20 protein-coding genes are annotated in these 20,198 nt (G+C 72.1%); 6 read left to right on the top strand and 14 right to left on the bottom strand.

All coding sequences use genetic code 11. The features are described 5' to 3' along the window. Positions 1-97: 97 nt before the first annotated feature. From AB0412_RS12860 to AB0412_RS12915, 12 genes are all read right to left on the bottom strand, one after another. Entirely contained in the window at positions 98-1,162 is a 1,065-nt protein-coding gene (locus tag AB0412_RS12860) for a polyprenyl synthetase family protein (RefSeq protein WP_366402682.1), read from the bottom strand. Between the two features lie 71 nt (positions 1,163-1,233). After that, positions 1,234-2,661, bottom strand: a complete 1,428-nt coding sequence (hpnE, locus tag AB0412_RS12865) for a hydroxysqualene dehydroxylase HpnE (RefSeq protein WP_366402575.1) — start codon at positions 2,659-2,661, stop codon at positions 1,234-1,236. After that, entirely contained in the window at positions 2,658-2,795 is a 138-nt protein-coding gene (locus AB0412_RS12870) for a DUF6380 family protein (RefSeq protein WP_366402576.1), read from the bottom strand. The genes hpnE and AB0412_RS12870 overlap by 4 nt, the downstream gene beginning before the upstream one ends. Next, a complete protein-coding gene (gene hpnD, locus AB0412_RS12875) occupies positions 2,795-3,745 on the bottom strand; it encodes a presqualene diphosphate synthase HpnD (protein ID WP_366402577.1) in 951 nt (316 codons plus the stop codon). Before hpnD ends, AB0412_RS12870 begins: the two co-directional genes overlap by 1 nt. Continuing rightward, positions 3,742-4,644, bottom strand: coding sequence for a squalene synthase HpnC (hpnC, locus tag AB0412_RS12880; protein ID WP_366402683.1), 903 nt, complete (start codon positions 4,642-4,644; stop codon positions 3,742-3,744). Before hpnC ends, hpnD begins: the two co-directional genes overlap by 4 nt. A 359-nt stretch (positions 4,645-5,003) precedes the next feature. Continuing rightward, a complete protein-coding gene (locus AB0412_RS12885) occupies positions 5,004-5,792 on the bottom strand; it encodes an ABC transporter ATP-binding protein (protein ID WP_366402578.1) in 789 nt (262 codons plus the stop codon). Beyond that, the gene (locus tag AB0412_RS12890) at positions 5,785-6,720 is read right to left on the bottom strand and encodes an ABC transporter permease (RefSeq protein WP_366402579.1); all 936 of its coding nucleotides are present in this window, start codon (positions 6,718-6,720) and stop codon (positions 5,785-5,787) included. The genes AB0412_RS12885 and AB0412_RS12890 overlap by 8 nt, the downstream gene beginning before the upstream one ends. Positions 6,721-6,818: 98 nt before the next feature. Beyond that, positions 6,819-7,700 carry a glycosyltransferase gene (locus AB0412_RS12895; RefSeq protein WP_366402580.1) on the bottom strand — a complete coding sequence of 294 codons (882 nt, stop codon included), beginning with the start codon at positions 7,698-7,700 and terminating at the stop codon, positions 6,819-6,821. Beyond that, a complete protein-coding gene (locus AB0412_RS12900) occupies positions 7,697-8,440 on the bottom strand; it encodes a CDP-alcohol phosphatidyltransferase family protein (protein WP_366402581.1) in 744 nt (247 codons plus the stop codon). Before AB0412_RS12900 ends, AB0412_RS12895 begins: the two co-directional genes overlap by 4 nt. A gap of 13 nt (positions 8,441-8,453) precedes the next feature. Further along, the gene (locus AB0412_RS12905; RefSeq protein ID WP_366402582.1) at positions 8,454-9,515 is read right to left on the bottom strand and encodes an iron-containing alcohol dehydrogenase family protein; all 1,062 of its coding nucleotides are present in this window, start codon (positions 9,513-9,515) and stop codon (positions 8,454-8,456) included. Continuing rightward, the gene (locus AB0412_RS12910; RefSeq protein WP_366402583.1) at positions 9,503-10,255 is read right to left on the bottom strand and encodes a phosphocholine cytidylyltransferase family protein; all 753 of its coding nucleotides are present in this window, start codon (positions 10,253-10,255) and stop codon (positions 9,503-9,505) included. Before AB0412_RS12910 ends, AB0412_RS12905 begins: the two co-directional genes overlap by 13 nt. Continuing rightward, entirely contained in the window at positions 10,252-12,105 is a 1,854-nt protein-coding gene (locus AB0412_RS12915) for a DUF5941 domain-containing protein (protein ID WP_366402584.1), read from the bottom strand. The genes AB0412_RS12910 and AB0412_RS12915 overlap by 4 nt, the downstream gene beginning before the upstream one ends. Before the next feature lie 284 nt (positions 12,106-12,389). On the opposite strand from AB0412_RS12915, the gene galE reads away from it, so the two are divergent. The 3 genes from galE to idi all read left to right on the top strand — a co-directional run bounded on the left by galE (position 12,390) and on the right by idi (position 15,277). Beyond that, complete coding sequence (galE, locus tag AB0412_RS12920) at positions 12,390-13,355, top strand: UDP-glucose 4-epimerase GalE (RefSeq protein ID WP_366402585.1); 966 nt, start codon at positions 12,390-12,392, stop codon at positions 13,353-13,355. Positions 13,356-13,555: 200 nt separating this feature from the next. Then, positions 13,556-14,494 carry a cation diffusion facilitator family transporter gene (locus AB0412_RS12925; protein WP_366402586.1) on the top strand — a complete coding sequence of 313 codons (939 nt, stop codon included), beginning with the start codon at positions 13,556-13,558 and terminating at the stop codon, positions 14,492-14,494. A 189-nt stretch (positions 14,495-14,683) separates the two neighbouring features. Then, positions 14,684-15,277, top strand: a complete 594-nt coding sequence (idi, locus tag AB0412_RS12930; protein ID WP_366402587.1) for an isopentenyl-diphosphate Delta-isomerase — start codon at positions 14,684-14,686, stop codon at positions 15,275-15,277. A 19-nt stretch (positions 15,278-15,296) separates the two neighbouring features. On the opposite strand, the gene AB0412_RS12935 is transcribed toward idi, so the two are convergent. Both AB0412_RS12935 and AB0412_RS12940 read right to left on the bottom strand, forming a co-directional pair. Next, positions 15,297-15,803: an ATP-binding protein gene (locus AB0412_RS12935; RefSeq protein ID WP_366402684.1), complete on the bottom strand. Its 507-nt coding sequence runs from the start codon at positions 15,801-15,803 to the stop codon at positions 15,297-15,299. A 174-nt stretch (positions 15,804-15,977) separates the two neighbouring features. Beyond that, the gene (locus tag AB0412_RS12940; protein ID WP_366402588.1) at positions 15,978-16,637 is read right to left on the bottom strand and encodes an HdeD family acid-resistance protein; all 660 of its coding nucleotides are present in this window, start codon (positions 16,635-16,637) and stop codon (positions 15,978-15,980) included. A gap of 85 nt (positions 16,638-16,722) precedes the next feature. On the opposite strand from AB0412_RS12940, the gene AB0412_RS12945 reads away from it, so the two are divergent. The 3 genes from AB0412_RS12945 to AB0412_RS12955 all read left to right on the top strand — a co-directional run bounded on the left by AB0412_RS12945 (position 16,723) and on the right by AB0412_RS12955 (position 20,196). Further along, complete coding sequence (locus AB0412_RS12945) at positions 16,723-17,487, top strand: enoyl-CoA hydratase-related protein (RefSeq protein ID WP_366402589.1); 765 nt, start codon at positions 16,723-16,725, stop codon at positions 17,485-17,487. Between the two features lie 89 nt (positions 17,488-17,576). Next, positions 17,577-17,708, top strand: a complete 132-nt coding sequence (locus AB0412_RS12950) for an LPFR motif small protein (protein WP_010042827.1) — start codon at positions 17,577-17,579, stop codon at positions 17,706-17,708. A 106-nt stretch (positions 17,709-17,814) separates the two neighbouring features. Next, entirely contained in the window at positions 17,815-20,196 is a 2,382-nt protein-coding gene (locus AB0412_RS12955; RefSeq protein ID WP_366402590.1) for a Tex family protein, read from the top strand. Positions 20,197-20,198 lie beyond the last annotated feature (2 nt).

A 20,198-nucleotide genomic window follows, 5' to 3' on the forward strand; every position in this document is an offset into this window, starting at 1 on the left:
GCAAGGCGTGCGTCTGCTGTGGGTCCGCCGTCGGCCGGTGCCGTGCTCCCCGCACCACCGGCCGGCGACTACGCGAGGGCTATTCGACCGATAGTGATCATCTCTTTCGTACGACGACGAAGTCCGCGAGCGCCGTGAACCGCTCCCGCACCTGCTCGGGCATGTCCACGGCGTCGAGGGCCTCGATGGCGATGGTGTGCTGACGGCGTGCCTCTTCGGCGGTCCACTCGCGGCCGCCCGCCTGCTCGATGAGCGCGGCGCGGGCCGCGAACTCCTCCTCGGAGAAGTTCTCGAAGTCGCTGCTCTTGGCGTCGGCGGCGAGGAGCTCGCCGAGCCGGTGGGCGGCGGGCCCGTCGGCCGCGAGGGCGGCGACGACGGGGAGGGACTTCTTGCGCTGACGCAGATCGCTCCAGGTCTGCTTCCCGGTGGCCTCGGGGTCTCCCCAGATGCCGAGGAGGTCGTCGACGGCCTGGAAGGCGAGGCCGAGGTGGTAGCCGTACTTCTCCAGCGCGTCGGCGGTGCGGTCGTCCGCGCCGCCGAGCACGGCGCCGATGGAGCTGGCGCAGGCGAGCAGCGCGCCGGTCTTGTTGCCCTCCATCTCCAGGCACTCCTCGACGCTGACGCGGTCGCGGTGCTCGTAGGAGATGTCCTGCGCCTGACCGTCGATCAGGGCGCGGGTGGCGGTGGTCAGACGGCGGGCGGCGCGGCCGGCCTCGACGGTGCCGAGCTCCAGCAGCACCTCACCCGCCAGCGCGAACAGGGCGTCGCCGACCAGGATGGCCTGGGCGGGGCCGTGCACCTTCCAGACGGTGTCGCGGTGCCGGCGCTGTTCGTCGCCGTCCATCAGGTCGTCGTGCAGCAGGGAGAAGTTGTGGACCAGTTCGACGGCGACCGCGCCGGGGATGCCGGTCTCCGGGGCGGCGCCGGTGACCTCGGCGGACAGCACGGCGAGCGCGGGGCGCACGGCCTTTCCGCCGTCGCCGTCCGCGGGCCTGCCGTGGGCGTCGATCCAGCCGAAGTGGTAGGCGGCGACGGTGTCCATGGGAGGGGCCAGACGGTCGACGGCCGCCCGCAGTACCGGCGTGGCCAGGGTCCGGCCGCGCTCCAGCAGCGCGGACACGTCCACCGCGGTCCTCCGGTCGGCCTTCGGGGCCGGGGGCACAGTGGGCACAGTCTCTCCTCTTGTCGCGGTACCGGGGGTGCGGGGGTCTGCCGCGCCGCTCTGATCGAGCATCACGCCGCCTCCTGGATCTCGAAGAGGTGACGGGGGCGGGGCCGGCCCAGGGCGCTCAGCGCGGCGTCCGCCGCGCCGACACCGCTGCGGACCGCACTCTCCATGGTCGCGGGCCACCCGGTGGCGGTCCACGCTCCGGCCAGGTACAGGCCGGGTGCCTCGGTGCGGGCGCCGGGCCGCAGCCGCCCGACGCCGGGGGCGGGAGCGAACGTGGCGGTGCGCTCCCGGGTGACGAAGAAGTCCAGCACCTCGGCGCCGCGCGTGCGCGGCAGCAGCCGCTCGAGCTCGGGCAGATACCGCTCGCGCAGCACGGCCACCGGTTCGTCGATCTCGTCGTGGGCCACCGACTGCGACAGCGCCAGGTACTGGCCCTGCGTCAGACCGGAGGCGTCGGTGCGGTCGAAGACCCACTGGACGGGGGTGCCGAGGGCCGCGAGGAAGGGGCGGGCGAGCACCTTGCGGTCGTAGACGACGTGGATGTTGAGGATCGGCGCGGTGCCGATGTCCAGCAGCCGTTCGGGGGCGTCGAGCGCTCCGGCGGGCAGCAGTTCGTACGCCTCGCGCTGGGGTACGGCGAGGACGACGGTGTCCGCGTCGAGCGTCTCGCCGGGAACCTGGACGCTCCACCTCCCGTTCCCGTTCTGTGAGAGGGAGGTGACGCGTGTACGGACCTCGGTGCGCACGCCCGCGGAGTCGAGCGCCTTGCGGGCCAGCCGGTCGTGCAGCTCGCCCAGGGGTACGCGCGCCCAGCCGATGTCGGCCGCGCCCGGGTCGGACAGCAGACCGGTCTTGAACACCATCGCGGCGAGCGCCAGGGAGGCGTCGGAGGCGACCGCGTTGAGGGTGGCGACCCCGACCAGGTCCCACAGGGCCTCGACGGCTCGCGCGGACTGTCCGTGCGCGGTGAGCCAGCTGCCGAAGTCCTGGGTGTCCAGCGCCGGATCGGCCAGGTCGAGCCCCTTGAGCGCGAGCGCGGCCCGGCCCACCTTCGCCCGGTCGGCGAGCGGGAGATGCGGGTACGTGGCGAGGCTCCGGCCCAGGTGCAGCGGTACGGGCAGCGGGTCGCGCCGCAGCCGGCCGAGCCTGCGTCCCTCGGGCTTGGTGACGTCGACGACGGGCACGTCGAGCCGGTTCTGCAGCGGTGCCAGCGCCGATCCCTCGATGCGGTCGAGGAACCAGCGGTAGGCGGTGCAGCAGCGCAGGTAGACGTGCTGGCCGTTGTCCACGGTGAGGGCGCCGCGCCGGAAGGAGAAGGCGAGTCCGCCGAGTCTCGGGCGGCCTTCGAGCAGGGTGACGCGCACCCCGGCGTCGGCGAGCGCGAGCGCGGCGGTGACGCCGGCGAGCCCGCCGCCGACCACGACGGCGTGCCTCCCGTCCGGTGCCGGTTCGTCCGCGAGCGGCCCCCCGGGCCGCGTGACATGGGTCATCGTGCGCCCTCCCCCCGACGGCGGCCGTAGATGAACCGTGAACGACCGGCCGTCTCAGTCTGGGACGCACCCCCGCCGCGGAGGGTTGCCCGCCGCTTTTCGCCGGGAGCGTCACCGGGGATCGCTGCGGCCATCAGGCGCGCCTCCTGACGGTCCGCCGGGTGACGTGCCGGGCGTCCAGGCCGGACAGCCCGCGCACGGCGACGTAGGCCTTCTCGCGTCCGGGAAGCGAGACCCGGCCGCGCAGCACCGCCTCGGGGTCGCGTTCGATGCGGTCGAGGAGGCGTCGGTAGATGCCGGCCATGGCGGCGACGCAGGCGCCGCTGCGCCGGTCGAGCAGCGGGAGCAGCCGGTAGCCCTCGGCGAAAAGGGCGCGGGCCCGACGCACTTCGAAGTGCACGAGGCCCGCGAAGTCGGAGCCCTCCGGTGGCCGTGGCCCGCTGAACCCGGCCGAGCAGCCGAATTTGGCGAGGTCGTCCGCGGGCAGGTAGGTGCGCCCGCCCTCGGCGTCCTCGCGGACGTCGCGCAGGATGTTGGTGAGCTGGAGCGCGAGACCGAGCGTGTCGGCGTACTCGGGCGCGCGCTCGGCGCCGCGCGCCCCCGGTTCGGTGCCGAACACGCCGAGCGAGAGGCGTCCGATGGCGCCGGCCACACAGCGGCAGTAGACCTTCAGGTCGTCCCAGGTCTCGTACGTCTGGCCGCGTACGTCCATCTGGACGCCGTCGATGAGCTCGTCGAGTCCGCCGAGCGGGATCGGGAAGTGTCCGGCGGCGTGCGCGAGGGCGACGGCGACCGGGTCGGTGTCGTCCTCGTCGACCGCGCCCGCACGGATCCGGGTGAGCAGCGCGCGGGTGTCCTCGAGCCGTGCGACCTTGACGTCGTCCGCCAGCGCGCCGTCACCGATGTCGTCGACGCGCCGGGAGAACGCGTACAGCGCCGACATCGCGCGCCGCTTGGGCGTGGGCAGCAGCCGGATGCCGTAGGCGAAGTTACGGGCCTGCTGCCCGGTGACGGCCTCGCAGTAGCGGTATGCGGCGAGTACCGGTGCGGACGCGTGTGGTTCCGACTCCACGGTCCGGATCACCCCTCTCCTCGCAGGGTCACGCCCGCCTCGCGCAGCAGCCTCAGCCTGCCGGGCCTGGGCGGGCCGGGAAGTACGTCGAATTCGGCGGCGGCGATCGCGTCGAGCGCCGCCCTTCCCCCCGCCACGAACCCGGCGAGCAGCAGCCTGAGCCTGCCCTGGACGCTACCCACGAGCGGGGTGCCTTCACGCAGGAGGTCACGGGCGCGCTCGGCCTGGAAGGCGATCAGGGCGCGCACCGAGGCGCCGGCGGTGGGGGCGGCGAGATCCGCCTCCTGGACGTGGAAGCGCTTCATGTCCGCGGCGGGCAGATAGATCCGGTCGCGGCCGAGGTCCTCGGCGACGTCCTGGAGGTGCTCGACGATCTGCAGGGCCGTGCAGATCGCGTCGGAGCGGCGGATGCGCTCGGGGCTGGCGGTGCCGGTGACGGCGAGGACGAGACGGCCGACGGGGTTGGCGGACAGCTCGCAGTAGGCGAGCAGGTCGTCGTAGGTCTCGTAGCGCTTGACGAGCTGGTCCTGGCGGTTGGCGGCGATCAGGGCGAGGAAGGGCTCGCGGGTGAGCGCGCGGCGGCGGACGGTCGGCTGGAGGCGGCGCAGCAGCGGATGACGCGGGACGGAATCGAACACGCGGTGCAGGTCGGTCTCGAAGGCGTCCAGCAGTGCCGGCCGGTCCTCCGCCTGATCGGGTGAGACGCCGAGCAGTGCGGCGTCGGCGCCGCCGGGGGCCAGGTCGCCGTCGCCGATGTCGTCGACGAGGCGGGCGAAGCCGTAGACGGCCATCAGGTCGGTGCGCCAGGCCCGGGGCAGGAAGAACGGCGCCACGGGGAAGTTCTCCGCGGCGGCCTTGTCGAGGGTGGCGCGCTCGGTGTCGGCGGCGCGCGCCGTGCCGGCCGGCGTCATCGTGGGCTGCCCGGGGCGGGGACGGCGCATGCTGCGTTCAGCCGGGGAGTCTCCGTAGCCATTGCCGTCACATCTCCCGTTCTACACCGCCGACCCAATACACACTATTTCGGACACGCCGCCCGGACTTCCGCCCGACGGCAGTGCCGGACGTGTCGCGCAGTATGGCCCTGATTGCCGCCTTTAGGGACCGGTACAGCTTACGTTGTACAACGCGATACCGACCGTCGGGGTGACCCGCACATCACAACAACACACCGATTGGCGTCAAGCTTCCTCAAGGGGACAGGAGTTGACGTTTCCTTTGCAGACGCCGGGCCCCGCCGGAGCAGTTCCGGCGGGGCCCTGGGCGTTCCGGGTCACTTGGCCGTGAACTTCTCGTACTCCTTGAGCACCTCGTCGGTCGGCCCGTCCATGCGCAGCTCACCGCGCTCCAGCCACAGGACGCGGTCGCAGGTGTCGCGGATGGACTTGTTGTTGTGGCTGACCAGGAAGACCGTGCCGGCCTGCTTGCGCAGCTCGCGGATGCGGGCCTCGGAACGCTTCTGGAACTTGCGGTCCCCGGTGGCCAGGGCCTCGTCGATCATCAGGACGTCGTGGTCCTTGGCGGCGGCGATGGAGAAGCGCAGGCGGGCCGCCATGCCGGAGGAGTAGGTGCGCATCGGCAGGGTGATGAAGTCGCCCTTCTCGTTGATGCCCGAGAAGTCGACGATCTCCTGGTAGCGCTCCTTGATCTGCTCGCGGGACATGCCCATGGCGAGCCCGCCCAATATGACGTTGCGCTCGCCGGTCAGGTCGTTCATCAGCGCCGCGTTCACGCCCAGCAGGGACGGCTGGCCGTCGGTGTAGACCTTGCCCTGCTCGGCGGGCAGCAGCCCGGCGATGGCCCGCAGCAGGGTGGACTTGCCGGAGCCGTTGGAGCCGATCAGGCCGATGGCCTCGCCGCGGTAGGCGACGAAGGAGACCCCGCGCACGGCGTGCACCTTGCGCACGCCCCGCGCCTCGTCGTCCTTGCCTCGCCTGAGGATGCGGCTGAGCGCCGCGGTGGCGCTGCCCTTTCCGGACCGGGCACCGTTCACGCGGTAGACGATGTGCAGGTCGTCCGCGATGACGGTGGGGACGCGCGCGCCCGTCTTGTCGTCAGCCACGGCCGTACCTCTCCTCCGCCTTCCAGAAGTAGATGAAGCCCACCACACCGGCCAGCAGCGCCCAGCCGACCGCGAAGGCCCAGATGTGCGGGGGCAGGTAGGAGGAGCCGTAGTCGTCGATCATCGCGAAGCGGACGAGGTCCATGTAGACGGCGGCCGGGTTCCACTGCAGCACGTCGGCGAGCCAGCCGGGGACGTCCTTGTCGGCGAGCATCGCCGGGATGCTGAACATCACGCCCGAGGCGTACATCCAGGTGCGCAGCACGAACGGCATCAGCTGGGCCAGGTCGGGGGTCTTGCTGCCCATGCGGGCGAAGATCAGGGCGAGGCCCGTGTTGAAGACGAACTGCAGCAGCAGCGCCGGCACGACCAGCAGCCAGGACAGGTCGGGGAAGCTGCGGAACGCCAGCATCACCACGACCAGCACGATCATCGAGAACAGCAGCTGCTGGAGCTGCTGGAGCGCGAAGGAGATCGGCAGCGAGGCCCGCGGGAAGTGCAGGGCGCGCACCAGGCCCAGGTTGCCGGAGATGGCGCGCACGCCCGCGAGGACCGAGCTCTGCGTGAAGGTGAACACGAACACGCCGGTCACCAGGAACGGGACGTACACGTCGCTCGGGATACCCCGGTTGGCGCCCAGCAGCAGGCCGAAGATGAAGAAGTACACGGCCGCGTTCAGCAGCGGTGTCGCCACCTGCCACAGCTGGCCGAGCTTGGCCTGGCTGTACTGGGCGGTCAGCTTCGCCTGGGAGAAGGCGAGGATGAAGTGGCGCCGCCCCCAGAGCTGACGGACGTACTCGATGAGGGACGGCCGGGCGCCGCTGACGGACAGCCCGTACTTGGCGGCGAGCTCGGCCGCCGTGAGGCCCTCGTCGGGCGACACGGGCGCGCTGACCGCGACCGTGCCGTCGTGCGTTGTCTCACTCACTGGTGGAAAACTTTCGTCCTCGAGATGCGCGGCCCTGAGCGGCCTGGCATGAGCCGGGGAGCCTGGGTACGGCCCCGATGTTCCCGGATACGAGCTTGTCAGATCACGGGGGGCCGGCCCAGTCGGGTCAGCCGCCACACCGTACGCCACTTCATGGGCCGGCGCGGCCCGCAGGGTGTCGTCCACCCTTCCCTGAATCCGCCGAACCACGCCTTCAGCGCGGCGCGTGTGGGGCGGCGCACAAGGGTGAGGAGGACCCACGCGCCCAGGTAGACGGGGATCAGCAGCGCGGGGAGGTTGCGGCGGGCCAGCCAGACGCGGTTGCGGGCGACCATGCGGTGGTAGACCGCGTGCCGGGAGGGGGCGGTCGTCGGGTGGTACAGCACCATGTCGGAGCGGTAGTCGATCTGCCAGCCGGCGTCGAGGGCCCGCCAGGCCAGGTCGGTCTCCTCATGGGCGTAGAAGAACGCGTCCGGCAGGCCGCCGACCTCGGCGAAGACCTGGGTGCGCACCGCGTTGGCCCCGCCGAGGAAGGTGGTCACCCGCGAGGAGCGCATGGGGTCGGAGGCCCGCAGGCGGGGCACGTGGCGGCGCTGGGTGATCCCGGTCTCGGGGTCGGCGATGCGGAAGCTGATGATGCCGAGCCGCGGGTCGGCGGCGAACGCCTCCCGGCACAGCTCGGCGGTGTCGTGGCCGGCCAGCAGTCCGTCGTCGTCGAGGAACAGCAGGATGTCGACGTCGCGGCCGCCCGGGCCGAAGGCCTCGATGCCGGCGTTGCGCCCGCCGGGGATGCCGAGGTTCTCGGGCAGCTCGATCGTGCGGACGCCCTCGGGGACGTCGGGGACGGGCGAGCCGTTGCCGACGACGACCACCTCGACCGGGTCGCCGTCCTGCTTGGCGACCGAGTCGAGCAGGGCGCGCAGCTCGTCGGGGCGGTTGCCCATGGTGATGATGACGGCCCCGACCTTCAAGGCGCTCACCTCAGCCTGCTCGACGCGAGGATCGACACCAGGTGCAGCAGGGTCTGCAGCAGGGCGATGCCGGCCAGGACGGCGGTGCCGAGGCGGGTGAAGAACAGGTCGCCGTGGATCTGGTCGGCGATCGCGAGGACGAGGATCAGCAGGGACGCCTCGATGCCGAGGATCAGGCGGTGGAACTTCAGCGCGGCGGCGGCCTTGCGGGCCAGCGCCATGCCGGAGGAGCGCGGCTCGGCGGCGGCCTCCTTGACCGGCGGCAGACCGCCCTGGTGACGGGCGACGCCGACCAGGTCGGTCTCGGCCTTCACCAGGATCGCGCCGAGCGCGGCCAGGGTGCCGAGGAAGGCCCACAGCCAGTCGACGCGGCCGGGGCCCCACAGATCGGCGGCGCGCAGGCCCAGACCGACGAGGACGGCCGCGTCGCACAGATAGGCGCCGACCCGGTCGAGGTAGACCCCGCCGAGGGAGAACTGCTGCTTCCAGCGGGCGATCTCGCCGTCGACGCAGTCCAGCAGCAGATACAGCTGGACCATGACCACACCGAGGACGGCTCCCGCGATCCCCGGCACCAGCAGGGCCGGGGCCGCGAGGACTCCGAAGACGGTCATCAGGTACGTGAGCTGGTTGGGGGTGACCCTGGTGTTCACCAGGTAGCGGTCGACCCGCAGGGACACCTCACGCATGTAGAGGCGTCCCATCCAGTGCTCACCGCTGCGCCGGTCCTTGACCCCCGCGGGGTGCACGACCGGACGGAGTTCAGCTACCGATGGCCTTGACATAGTCGGCGTAGATGTCCTTGATCTGGTCGGTCTTCAGGTCGAGGTGTTCGAGGATCGTGTAGCGGCCGGGGCGGGTCTCCGGGGCGAACTCGACCGCGCGGACGAACTCGTCGGCCGTGAACCCGATCTCCTCCGGCAGCACCGGCAGCCCGTGCCGGCGCAGCACCTCGGCCATGTACGCCGACTCCTCGTGCGCGCCGCGCAGATACATCGCGAAGGCGGCGCCCAGGCCGCACTGCTCGCCGTGGGCGGCTGCCCGCTTCGGGAAGAGCAGGTCGAAGGCGTGGTTGATCTCGTGGCAGGCGCCGGAGGAGGGGCGCGAGTCGCCGGACACCGACATGGCGATCCCGGTGAGGACCAGCGCCTCGGCCAGGACCTGCAGGAAGTCGTCGTCGCCGACGCCGCCCGGGTGCCTGAGCACCGCCTCGCCGGCCTGGCGGGCCATGGCGGCGGCGAGGCCGTCGATCTTCTCCCCGTTGACCCGGCCGGCCAGCTCCCAGTCCGCGACGGCGGAGATGTTGGAGATGGCGTCGCCGATGCCGGAGCGGACGAACCGGACGGGGGCCTCTCTGATCACGTTGAGGTCGATGACGACGGCGATCGGGTTCGGCACGCCGTAGGAGCCGCGGCCGGCGTCGTTGTCGAGGGTCGCGACCGGGGAGCACAGGCCGTCGTGCGCCAGGTTGGTGGCCACGGCGACCAGGGGCAGGCCGACGCGGGCCGCGGCGAACTTGGCACAGTCGATGATCTTGCCGCCGCCGAGTCCGACGACCGCGTCGTAGTGGCCGGCCTTTATGTCGCTCGCCAGCCGGACCGCGTCGTCGATGGTGCCGCCGCCGACCTCGTACCAGGTGGCGCCGGGCAGCGAGGGGGCGATGCGCTCGCGCAGCCGGGCTCCGGAGCCGCCGCTGACGGCGACGGCGAGCCGGCCGGAGTGCGAGATGCGCTCGTCGGCGAGGACACAGCCCAGGTCGTCGAGGGCGCCGGGGCGGATGTCGACGACGAGCGGGGAGGGGATGAGCCGGGTCAGTACTGGCATGCGATCTCCCGTCCGCGGGCGAGATCGTCGTGGTTGTCGATCTCCACCCACTTGACGTCGCCGATCGGCGCCACGTCGATACGGAAGCCGCGGTCGACCAGCTCCTGGTAGCCGTGCTCGTAGAACTGCTGCGGGTCGGTCTCCCAGACCGTCTTCAGCGCGTCGACGAGCTCCGGGGCGGCGTCGCCCTCGATGAGGGTGACGCCGATGTACTCGCCGGTCGCCTCGGCCGGGTCCATCAGCTTGGTGATCTTCGTCATGCCCTTGGCGGGGTCGACGACGACCTTCATCTCCTCGTCGGCCAGCGACTTCACCGTGTCCAGCGCGAGGATGATCTTCTTGCCCTCGCCGCGGGCGGCGAGCAGCGTCTTCTCGACGGAGACCGGGTGGACGGTGTCGCCGTTGGCGAGGATCACGCCGTCCTTGAGGGCGTCACGGCCGCACCACAGGGAGTAGGCGTTGTTCCACTCCTCGGCCTTGTCGTTGTCGATCAGGGTGAGCTTGAGGCCGTACTTGGCCTCCAGGGCCGCCTTGCGCTCGTACACGGCCTCCTTGCGGTAGCCGACGACGATCGCGGCCTCGGTCAGACCGACCTCGGCGAAGTTCGCGAGGGTCAGGTCCAGGACCGTCGGTTCGCCCTCTATACCCGCGGGCCCCACCGGCACCAGCGCCTTCGGAAGGCTGTCGGTGTAGGGGCGCAGACGCCGTCCGGCGCCGGCCGCCAGCACGAGGCCGATCATGCGGGTTCTCCTTCATCGTGTACGGCGGGCGCGCCACCCTGGTGGGCGGCGACCCAGAAGCGGATGCTCTCGGCGAGCACCAGCAGGGCCACGGCCACGGCGAGCACCGTGAGCGCGACCGTGAACTGCGAGGCGGTGAGCAGTGCCGCCAGAACGGCGACCGCGAGCGTGCGGCCCTCGTGCCCCCCGATCGCCCGCACCAGCCAGTGCGGGGGCGCGCCCGCGTTGCCGCGGATGCGGTAGACCGTGTCGTAGTGATGGTAGGCGACCGCGGCCACCAGCCCGTAGGCCGCGGGAAGGGCTCCGTTCACCTCCGCGTGGGCCGCCAGTGCCAGAACGGTGCCGTACTCGGCGGCGCGCAGGAACGGCGGGACGAGCCAGTCGAGGGCGCCCTTGAGGGGGCGGGCGACGGCGAGGCCCGAGGTCGCGGCGTACACGGCGGCGGCGGCGATCGTCCAGGCACTGCCGAAGCCGGTGAGCGCGGCGGTGGTGACGACGGCCGCGCCGCCGAGCAGGGCGAGGGCGGGGACGGCGAAGCCGGGGAGCCGGCGGGCGGGGTCGCGCAGCGCCTTGGCGACGCCCTCGGCGAGCGGTCCGCTGTCGGCGAGGTCGGCCAGTGCCTTCGCGGCCCGGTCGGTCCGCTTCGCCTTGCGGGTCAGCGAGCGCAGGACACGGCCCGCCGTGGTGTAGGTCGCGGCGAAGGCGCAGCCGATGAGCAGGGCGTAGAAGGTGATGCGGGGGGTGGCGACGGCCGTCAGGACGGCGATCATCGCCCAGCGTTCGCCGATCGGCAGGACGATCATGCGGCGCACCCAGACCGTCCAGCCGACGCTGTCGAGCTTGTCGGAGAGGGCGGCGGTGGGGCTGGTGTTGGCGGTGGCGTCGTGGTTGGCCTCGTTGAACGAGAAGTCGACCACGTGCCGGCAGGTCTGGAGCACCATCGCGCCGAGGGCGAGGGCCCATACGTCGTCTCCGCCGCGGGCGGCTCCGAGGGCGAGGCCGGCGTAGTAGGCGTACTCCTTGGCCCGGTCGAAGGTGGCGTCGAGCCAGGCGCCGAGGGTGGAGTACTGCAGGGAGTAGCGGGCGAGCTGGCCGTCGGTGCAGTCCAGCACGAAGGAGGCGATGAGCAGCACGCCGGCGGCGACGAAGCCGCCGCGGGTGCCGGTGGCGGCGCAGCCGGCCGCTATGAGCGCGGTGAGCAGCGAGGCGGTGGTGACCTGGTTGGGGGTCAGGCCCCGGCGGGCGCACCAGCGGGCGATGTAGCGGGAGTACGGGCTGATGAAGAACGTGGTGAAGAAGCCGTCGCGGGCCTTGACGGCCGACTTCAGGCGGACGGCCTCGTCGTCGACGGCGGCGACGGCCTGGCGGGCCTCGTTGCGGGCCTGGGGGTCGGCGGGGACGGCGGCGACGAGGCTGCCGAGGTCGGGGCGGTGCACGTCGGCGCCGTCGGCGTCGAGCGCGGTGACGATGCGGTCGGGGAGGCTGTCCACGGCCACCACGCCGGCCTGCGCTCGCGCGGAGGCACCCTCGTCCGCCGTCCCCCCGGCCGCGGAGTTCTCGCGGGCCATCGCCCGGGTCAGGGCCTGGCGGCCGGCCGGCTGGGCGGTGACGGCGCCGGGGATCGCGGCGAGCGGGAAGCGGGGGTCGGTGAGACCGAGGCGCAGGGCGTGCACATGGCCCACGAACCCGGCGTCGACGACGGCGACGCGCTCGCCCGAGGGCACCTCGGCGAGCAGCGTCTCGGCCTCGGCCGGGCCGGACGCGGTCCGGACGTCGAAGCCGAGGGAGCGCAGATCGCCCTCGAGCGACGAGCCGGGGACCGGCTGACCGGTGAGGATGGCGGTCGACAACCGAACTCACTCCCTGGGTACCGGCGCATCCGCGCCGGTCATGTACATGGTGGGGGCGCCCGTGCCGGACCCCGGGCGGCATGTCGGCAGAGGCTATCGGATCCCCGGAAGCCGGCGTTCACCGCCCGTTCCACGGCTGGATCGACGCGGTTCGCCCGCGCCTGTGCCGCGATCATCATGGGCGATGCGGGGCCCGGCCCACAAACCGCGCCGCCAGAAGGGGCGTTGAAGGAGATCGGGGACATTTCCCCCTCGCCGGGGCGCTCGGCATAGGGTGGGCGACCATGACATGGCTGATCACCGGCGGGGCCGGTTACATCGGGGCCCATGTGGCGCGGACCATGACCGAGGCCGGGGAGCGTGTCGTCGCCCTGGACGACCTCTCGGCCGGGGTCCCGGGACGACTGCCCGTCGAGGTGCCGCTGGTCGAGGGCTCGACGCTGGACGCTGCGCTGCTGAAGCGGGTGTGCGCCGAACACGGGGTCACCGGAGTGGTGCACCTCGCCGCCCGCAAGCAGGTCGCCGAGTCCGTGGCCCAGCCGACGCGCTACTACCGGGAGAACGTGGGCGGTCTCGCCACGCTCCTCGACGCGGTGGCGCAGGCCGGGATCGACCGCTTCGTCTTCTCCTCCTCAGCGGCCGTGTACGGCGACCCCGGCGTGGACCTCATCACGGAGGACGCGCCCTGCGCGCCGGTGAACCCGTACGGCGAGACCAAGCTCGCCGGTGAGTGGCTGGTGCGGGCGGCGGGCCGGGCGCACGGAATCGCCACGGTGTGCCTGCGCTATTTCAACGTCGCGGGCGCGGGGGCGCCGGAGCTGGCGGACACCGGGGTCTTCAACATCGTGCCGATGGTCTTCGACCGGCTCACCCGGGGCGAGGCCCCGCGGATCTTCGGCGACGACTATCCGACGCCGGACGGCACGTGCGTCCGTGACTACATCCACGTCTCCGACCTCGCCGAGGCCCACCTGGCGGCGGCACGCCGGCTGTCCGACGGCGACGTCTCGGGTGACCTGACCGTCAACATCGGCCGCGGCGAGGGCGTCTCCGTGCGCGAACTGATCACGGTCATCGCCGAGGTGACCGGCGAGGGGCGGCCTCCGGTCGTGGAACCCCGCCGTCCGGGCGACGCACCCCGTGCGGTGGCATCGGCGGAGCGGGCGGCGGATCAGTTGGGGTGGAAGGCCCGCCGTTCGGTGTCCGAGATGGTCGACTCGGCCTGGCAGGGCTGGCACGGCAAGGCTTAGGCGAAGCGCCGTTGCGGCAAGGGTGGAGTCCCGGGAGCAGGCAGTCCGTGGCTGATCGCGCAGCCGACGGACAACCGCCTGACCTGCGGAGCAAACCCGCAGGTCAGGGCACATGACAACGGTGTTCAGTGCCGCGTTGCCCCATACCCCCTCCCCGTAGTTCACTGTGATCCGGACCGCGTCACGGAAGGACGGCACGCATGGGGGCTGGGCACGATCACGGGCATGCGCACGGCGCGCCGGCCGGCGGCACCGCGAGTGCCGCCTACCGCGGCCGCCTGCGCGTCGCGCTGGCGATCACGCTCGGCGTGATGGTGGTCCAGATCGTCGGCGGTGTGCTGGCCGACTCGCTGGCCCTCGTCGCGGACGCCGCGCACATGGCGACCGACGCCCTGGGGCTCGGGATGGCGCTGCTCGCGATCCACTTCGCGGCCCGCCCGCCGAGCGAGCGCCGCACCTTCGGGCTGGCCCGTGCGGAGATCCTGGCGGCCCTGGCGAACTGTCTGCTGCTGCTCGGTGTCGGCGGCTACGTGCTGTACGAGGCGGTCGAGCGGTTCGTCTCCCCGGCCGCCACCAAGGGCGGTCTGGCGATGACGTTCGGCGCGATCGGCCTGGTCGCCAACCTGGTGTCGCTGACGCTGCTGATGCGCGGGCAGAAGGAGAGCCTGAACGTGCGCGGCGCCTTCCTGGAGGTGGCCGCCGACGCGCTCGGCTCCGTCGCGGTGATCCTCTCCGCGCTGGTGATCGTCACCACGGGCTGGACGGCCGCCGACCCGATCGCCTCTCTGGTGATCGCCCTGATGATCGTGCCGCGAACGGTCAAGCTGCTGCGGGAGACCCTGGACGTGCTGCTGGAGGCGGCGCCCAAGGGTGTGGACATGGCCGAGGTGCGGGCGCACATCCTGGCCACGGACGGCGTGGAGGACGTCCACGACCTGCACGCCTGGACCATCACCTCGGGCATGCCGGTGCTGTCCGCGCACGTCGTGGTCAGCTCGGAGGTCCTGAGCGCCCTAGGGCACGAGAAGATGCTGCACGAGTTGCAGAGCTGCCTCGGCGACCACTTCGACGTGGAGCACTGCACCTTCCAGCTGGAGCCCGGCGGCCACGCGGAGCACGAGGCCCGGCTCTGCCACTGAGCGCGCCGCGCCGGGGGCCGGTGCGGCCGAGGATTCCCGGCCCGCCCGTCCGGGCACGATGATCTATCGGGTCCCCGACCGTGAACGACCGGTGCCGCCTTCGAGGACATGCGGGCGCGCCGGGAAGTGCCGGGAGTGCCGGATTCGTACGGCAGACTTGGGGCGCGAAGACCGATGTGAAGGATGGGTATGGCGATCACACCTGCCACCGCGACGCACAGTCCGTCGAACGGGACAGCGGAGCCGATTTTGCTGGAACTGGTCGACGAGAACGGCGTGACGATCGGCACCGCGGAGAAGCTCGCCGCCCATCAGCCGCCGGGTCAGCTGCACCGGGCGTTCTCGGTGTTCCTGTTCGACGAGCACGGCCGGCTGCTGCTCCAGCAGCGCGCGCTGGGCAAGTACCACTCCCCCGGTGTGTGGTCCAACACCTGCTGCGGTCACCCCTACCCCGGCGAGGCGCCGTTCGCGGCGGCGGCCCGGCGGACGTACGAGGAGCTGGGGGTGTCCCCGTCGCTGCTCGCGGAGGCGGGCACGGTCCGCTACAACCATCCGGACCCGGCCTCGGGTCTGGTGGAGCAGGAGTTCAACCACCTCTTCGTCGGACTGGTCCAGTCGCCGCTGCGGCCGGACCCCGAGGAGGTGGCCTCCACGGTCTTCGTCACCCCGGCCGAGCTGGCGGAGCGGCACGCGCGGGACACGTTCTCGGCGTGGTTCATGACCGTTCTGGACGCGGCGCGTCCGGCGGTCCGGGAGCTGACGGGGCCGTCGGCCGGATGGTGACCCTGCGGCGGGCGGCCGGCTAGGAGACCTGCGCGGGCTTGAGCGGCAGGGCGGCCCAGATCACCTTGCCGCCGCTCGCGGTGTGCTCGACGTCGCACACCCCGCCCGCCTCGCGGGTGATCTCGCGCACCAGGAGCAGTCCGCGTCCGCCGGTCTGGCCGTAGTCGGCCTCCAGGGCGGTCGGGCGGTAGGGGTGGTTGTCCTCCACGGACACCCGGATCCACTCGGCGCCGACGGCGACCTCGACGGCGAGCATGGGGGACAGCAGCGCGGCGTGCCGGACGGCGTTGGTGACCAGTTCCGAGACGATCAGCAGCAGGCCCTGGACGACGTCGTCGGCGACCGGCACGCCCTGGCGCAGCAGCAGGTCGCGCACGGCGTGGCGGGCCTGAGGGACCGAGGCGTCGGCGGCGGGCGCGGTGAACCGCCAGACACCCTCGTACGGCAACGGGTCGACGGCTCTCGCGTCGACGGAACCTTCCGCGCCCTGTGGGCGTGGGCCGGGCCCGCGCCCCTGGTCGTCCATCGTCCGGTCGCCACCCTCGCGCTCGATTGTCACCACACGTCGAGTGTTGGTAACGATGCGCTCCGCACCCAAGTACTGAACAGAAGTCAGCACATATCGAGCGTTTCTGACCGGCTGCGTATGACACGGTCAGTTGTGGGACTGTTCCTGTCCGCCTTGTGCCGTCTCGGCGAACTATTCGGGTTGTACGGATTTGACGGGCTCCTCACCGGCGAGCCGGTCGGAGACCATGCCGACGATCCTGCGTCCGCCGTAGCCGGTGGCGATCAGGCCGAGTCCGTCGAAGAGCAGCGCGAGCGAGAAGAACGTCCCGATGACGTACTGACTGCTGCTCGGCCAGGATGCCAGCACCAGGATGCCGAGGAGCAGCCCGAAGGCGCCCTGCACGAGCGTCCAGCCGAACTGCGGTCCGCGCACGACGAGGCTGCCGACGAGGCGGAACAGCCCGCCGGTGAGGAACAGCAGCGCGGCGAACATGGCCAGCGCCTCGGCCGCGGCGTCCGGCGTCTTCAGGACCACCACACCGGCCGCGATGTTCAGGGCCGCGACGACCACGCCCAGCCAGAAGAAGTTGCTGCCCCGCGCCTGGACGGCGTGCAGCAGGCCGATCACCCCGCCGATCAGCAGCAGCCAGCCGAACAGGATCATCGAGGTCAGGGTGGCGACACCGGTGTAGACGAGCCCCACGAGGCCCGCGACGACCAGGATCACCCCGAGCACGGCGAGCCAGCTGAAGCCGCGGCTCAGCCGCTTCACCTCGTCCTGCGGCGCGGTGGGCCGGTCGCCCCCGGGTGGGGTGGTCTCGTCGCCCCGCGGCGCGGTGGGCTCGGCCATGGCTGCCTCCTCGGTCCGTCCCTCCCCTCCACTGTGCGCGCTCCCGGCGGCCGTCGCACCGAACGGGCCGGATAGCATCCGGCACATGGAGGAGCCCCAGCTGCTGCACCACGTCACCGACTCGGTCGCCACGGTCGTCATCAGCCATCCGGCGAAGCGCAACGCCATGACCGCCGCGATGTGGTCCGCGCTGCCGCCACTGCTCGCCGGGCTGGCGGAGGACCCGCGGGTACGGGTGCTGGTCCTCACGGGTGAGGGCGGGACGTTCTGCGCCGGGGCCGACATCTCCACACTCCGCGAGTCGGCCTTCGAGGCCCAGCGGCTGGCCGTCGCCGCGGAGGAGGCGCTCGCCGCCTTCCCCAAGCCGACACTGGCGGCGATCCGCGGCCACTGCGTGGGCGGCGGGGCGCAACTGGCGGCGGCCTGCGATCTGCGGTTCGCGGAGCAGGACGCGCTCTTCGGCGTGACCCCGGCCAAGCTGGGCATCGTCTACCCGGCCTCCTCCACCCGCCGGCTGGTCTCCCTGGTGGGCCCGGCCACCGCCAAGTACCTGCTGTATTCGGGCGAGTTGATCGACGCCGAGCGCGCGCTGCGCACCGGCCTGGTGGACGAAGTGCTGCCGGCGACCGAACTGGACAAGCGGGTCGGGGAGTTCACCCGCGTCCTGGCGTCCCGTTCACAGCTGACGCAGGCCGCCGCGAAGGAGTTCGCCGACGGCCGCACCGACCGCGACGCCCACTGGACCGAGCAGGCACGCGCGGGCGAGGACACCGCGGAGGGCGTCGCCGCGTTCCTCGAGCGCCGCGCACCGCGCTTCACCTGGAGCGTCCACGGCGGGGCGGGCGCATGATGCGCCGGCCGCGTGCATGTTGAAGCATCGACGAGGTACCCGGAGTCCGTCCCGGCCGGAGCGGCCGGAAGGATGAAAGGGGAAAGCACGTGTTCCGTGCCATCGCAGATGTCCTGCGTCAGATCGGCGGCGCCATCGCCACCGTCGTGACCCTGCCGTTCCGGGCGCTGGCCCGGCTGTTCGGCGGGGCCTCGTCCAGCACTCGCAGCCGCCGGGTGTGACGGCGGCCGAAACGGATCCCGGCGCGTCGGCGCCCTGATCCCCGATCGTCGGTGCCACCTGCCACAATTGCCGCGCAACCTCAGTGGAAGAAGGCGGTACGGGATCGTGACGACACCCGGGTCCCTCGGAGCAGGGTCCATCGAAGGCAGGATCGCCGAGGAGCTCGGCGTACGGGAGCGGCAGGTCAAGGCCGCCGTGGAGCTGCTCGACGGCGGTTCGACGGTGCCCTTCATCGCCCGCTACCGCAAGGAAGCGACCGAGATGCTCGACGATGCGCAGCTGCGCACCATCGAGGAGCGGCTGCGCTATCTGCGGGAGCTGGAGGAACGTCGTACGGCGATCCTGGAGTCGGTGCGTGAGCAGGGCAAGCTCACCGAGGAGCTCGAGGCGCGGATCCGGGGCGCCGAGACCAAGGCGCGGCTGGAGGACATCTACCTGCCGTTCAAGCCCAAGCGGCGCACCAAGGCGCAGATCGCCCGCGAGGCCGGTCTGGAGCCGCTGGCGGAGGGGCTGCTCACCGATCCCGGTGTGGAGCCCCTCGCCGCGGCCGCCGCCTTCGTGGACGCCGGCAAGGGCGTCGCCGATCCGCAGGCCGCGCTGGACGGCGCCCGGGCGATCCTCACCGAGCGGTTCTCGGAGGACGCGGACCTCATCGGCGAGCTGCGTGAGCGCATGTGGGTGCGCGGGCGGCTGGCGGCCAAGGTGCGCGAGGGCAAGGAGGAGGCCGGCGCCAAGTTCGCCGACTACTTCGACTTCGCCGAGCCGTTCACCGAGCTGCCCTCGCATCGCGTCCTGGCGATGCTGCGCGGCGAGAAGGAGGAGGTCCTCGACCTGGTCCTGGAGCCCGAGGAGCCGACGGACGGGCCGTCGTCGTACGAGGGCATCGTCGCGCACCGCTTCGGCATCGCCGACCGGGGCCGCCCGGCCGACAAGTGGCTGCTCGACACGGTGCGCTGGGCCTGGCGCACCCGCATCCTGGTGCATCTCGGCATCGACATCAGGCTCCGGCTGCGCACGGCGGCCGAGGACGAGGCGGTGCGGGTCTTCGCGGCCAATCTGCGCGACCTGCTGCTCGCCGCCCCGGCCGGCACACGCGCCACGCTCGGTCTGGACCCGGGCTTCCGTACGGGTGTGAAGGTCGCCGTGGTGGACGCGACCGGCAAGGTCGTCGCCACGGACGTGATCCATCCGCATGTCCCGGCGAACCGGTGGGACGAGGCGATCGCCAAGCTGGCCCGGCTGGCGAAGGAGCACGCGGTCGAGCTGATCGCCATCGGCAACGGCACGGCGTCCCGCGAGACCGACAAGCTCGCCGGTGAGCTGATCACCAAGCACCCCGAGCTGAAGCTGACGAAGGTGATGGTGTCCGAGGCCGGCGCCTCCGTGTACTCGGCCTCCGCCTTCGCCTCCCAGGAGCTTCCGGACATGGACGTGTCGCTGCGCGGCGCGGTGTCCATCGCGCGCCGGCTGCAGGACCCGCTGGCCGAGCTGGTGAAGATCGACCCGAAGTCGATCGGTGTCGGCCAGTACCAGCACGACCTGTCCGAGGTGAAGCTGTCGCGTTCGCTGGACGCGGTGGTGGAGGACTGTGTGAACGGCGTGGGCGTGGACGTCAACACCGCGTCGGCGCCGCTGCTCGCCCGGGTCTCCGGCATCACCTCCGGGCTCGCGGAGAACATCGTGGCGCACCGCGACGCCAACGGGCCGTTCACGTCGCGCTCCCAGCTGAAGAAGGTGCCGCGGCTCGGCCCGAAGGCGTACGAGCAGTGCGCGGGCTTCCTGCGGATCCGCGGCGGCGACGACCCGCTGGACGCCTCCAGCGTGCACCCCGAGGCCTACCCGGTGGTCCGCCGCATGGTGAAGACCTCCGGCCAGGAGGTCGCCGCCCTGATCGGCAACACGGCGGTGCTGCGCTCGCTGAGGCCGCAGAACTTCGTGGACGAGACGTTCGGTCTGCCGACCGTCACCGACATCCTCAAGGAACTGGAGAAGCCGGGCCGCGACCCGCGTCCGGCGTTCAGGACGGCCGCGTTCAAGGAAGGCGTGGAGAAGATCTCCGACCTGGCGCCCGGCATGGTGCTGGAGGGCGTCGTGACGAACGTGGCCGCCTTCGGCGCCTTCGTGGACGTCGGTGTCCACCAGGACGGTCTGGTGCATGTCTCCGCGATGTCGAAGACGTTCGTGAAGGACCCGCGGGACGTGGTGAAGCCGGGTGACATCGTCAAGGTGAAGGTGCTCGACGTGGACATCCCGCGCAAGCGCATCTCGCTGACGCTCCGGCTGGACGACGAGGCGTCCGCGCAGGCCGGCGGCGCTCCGGCGGGTGGCGGTGAACGCCGGCAGCGCGGCGGGCGCCCGCCCCAGCAGCGCCAGGGACGGGGCGGCGGGGGCGGCGGCTCGCGCCAGGCGCCCGCCCCGGCGAACAGCGCGATGGCCGACGCCCTGCGCCGCGCGGGCCTGCTCGACCAGAACAACGGCAGGCGCTGACA

This window comes from Streptomyces sp. NPDC052012 (genome assembly GCF_040689265.1).
Taxonomy (GTDB): Bacteria; Actinomycetota; Actinomycetes; order Streptomycetales; family Streptomycetaceae; genus Streptomyces.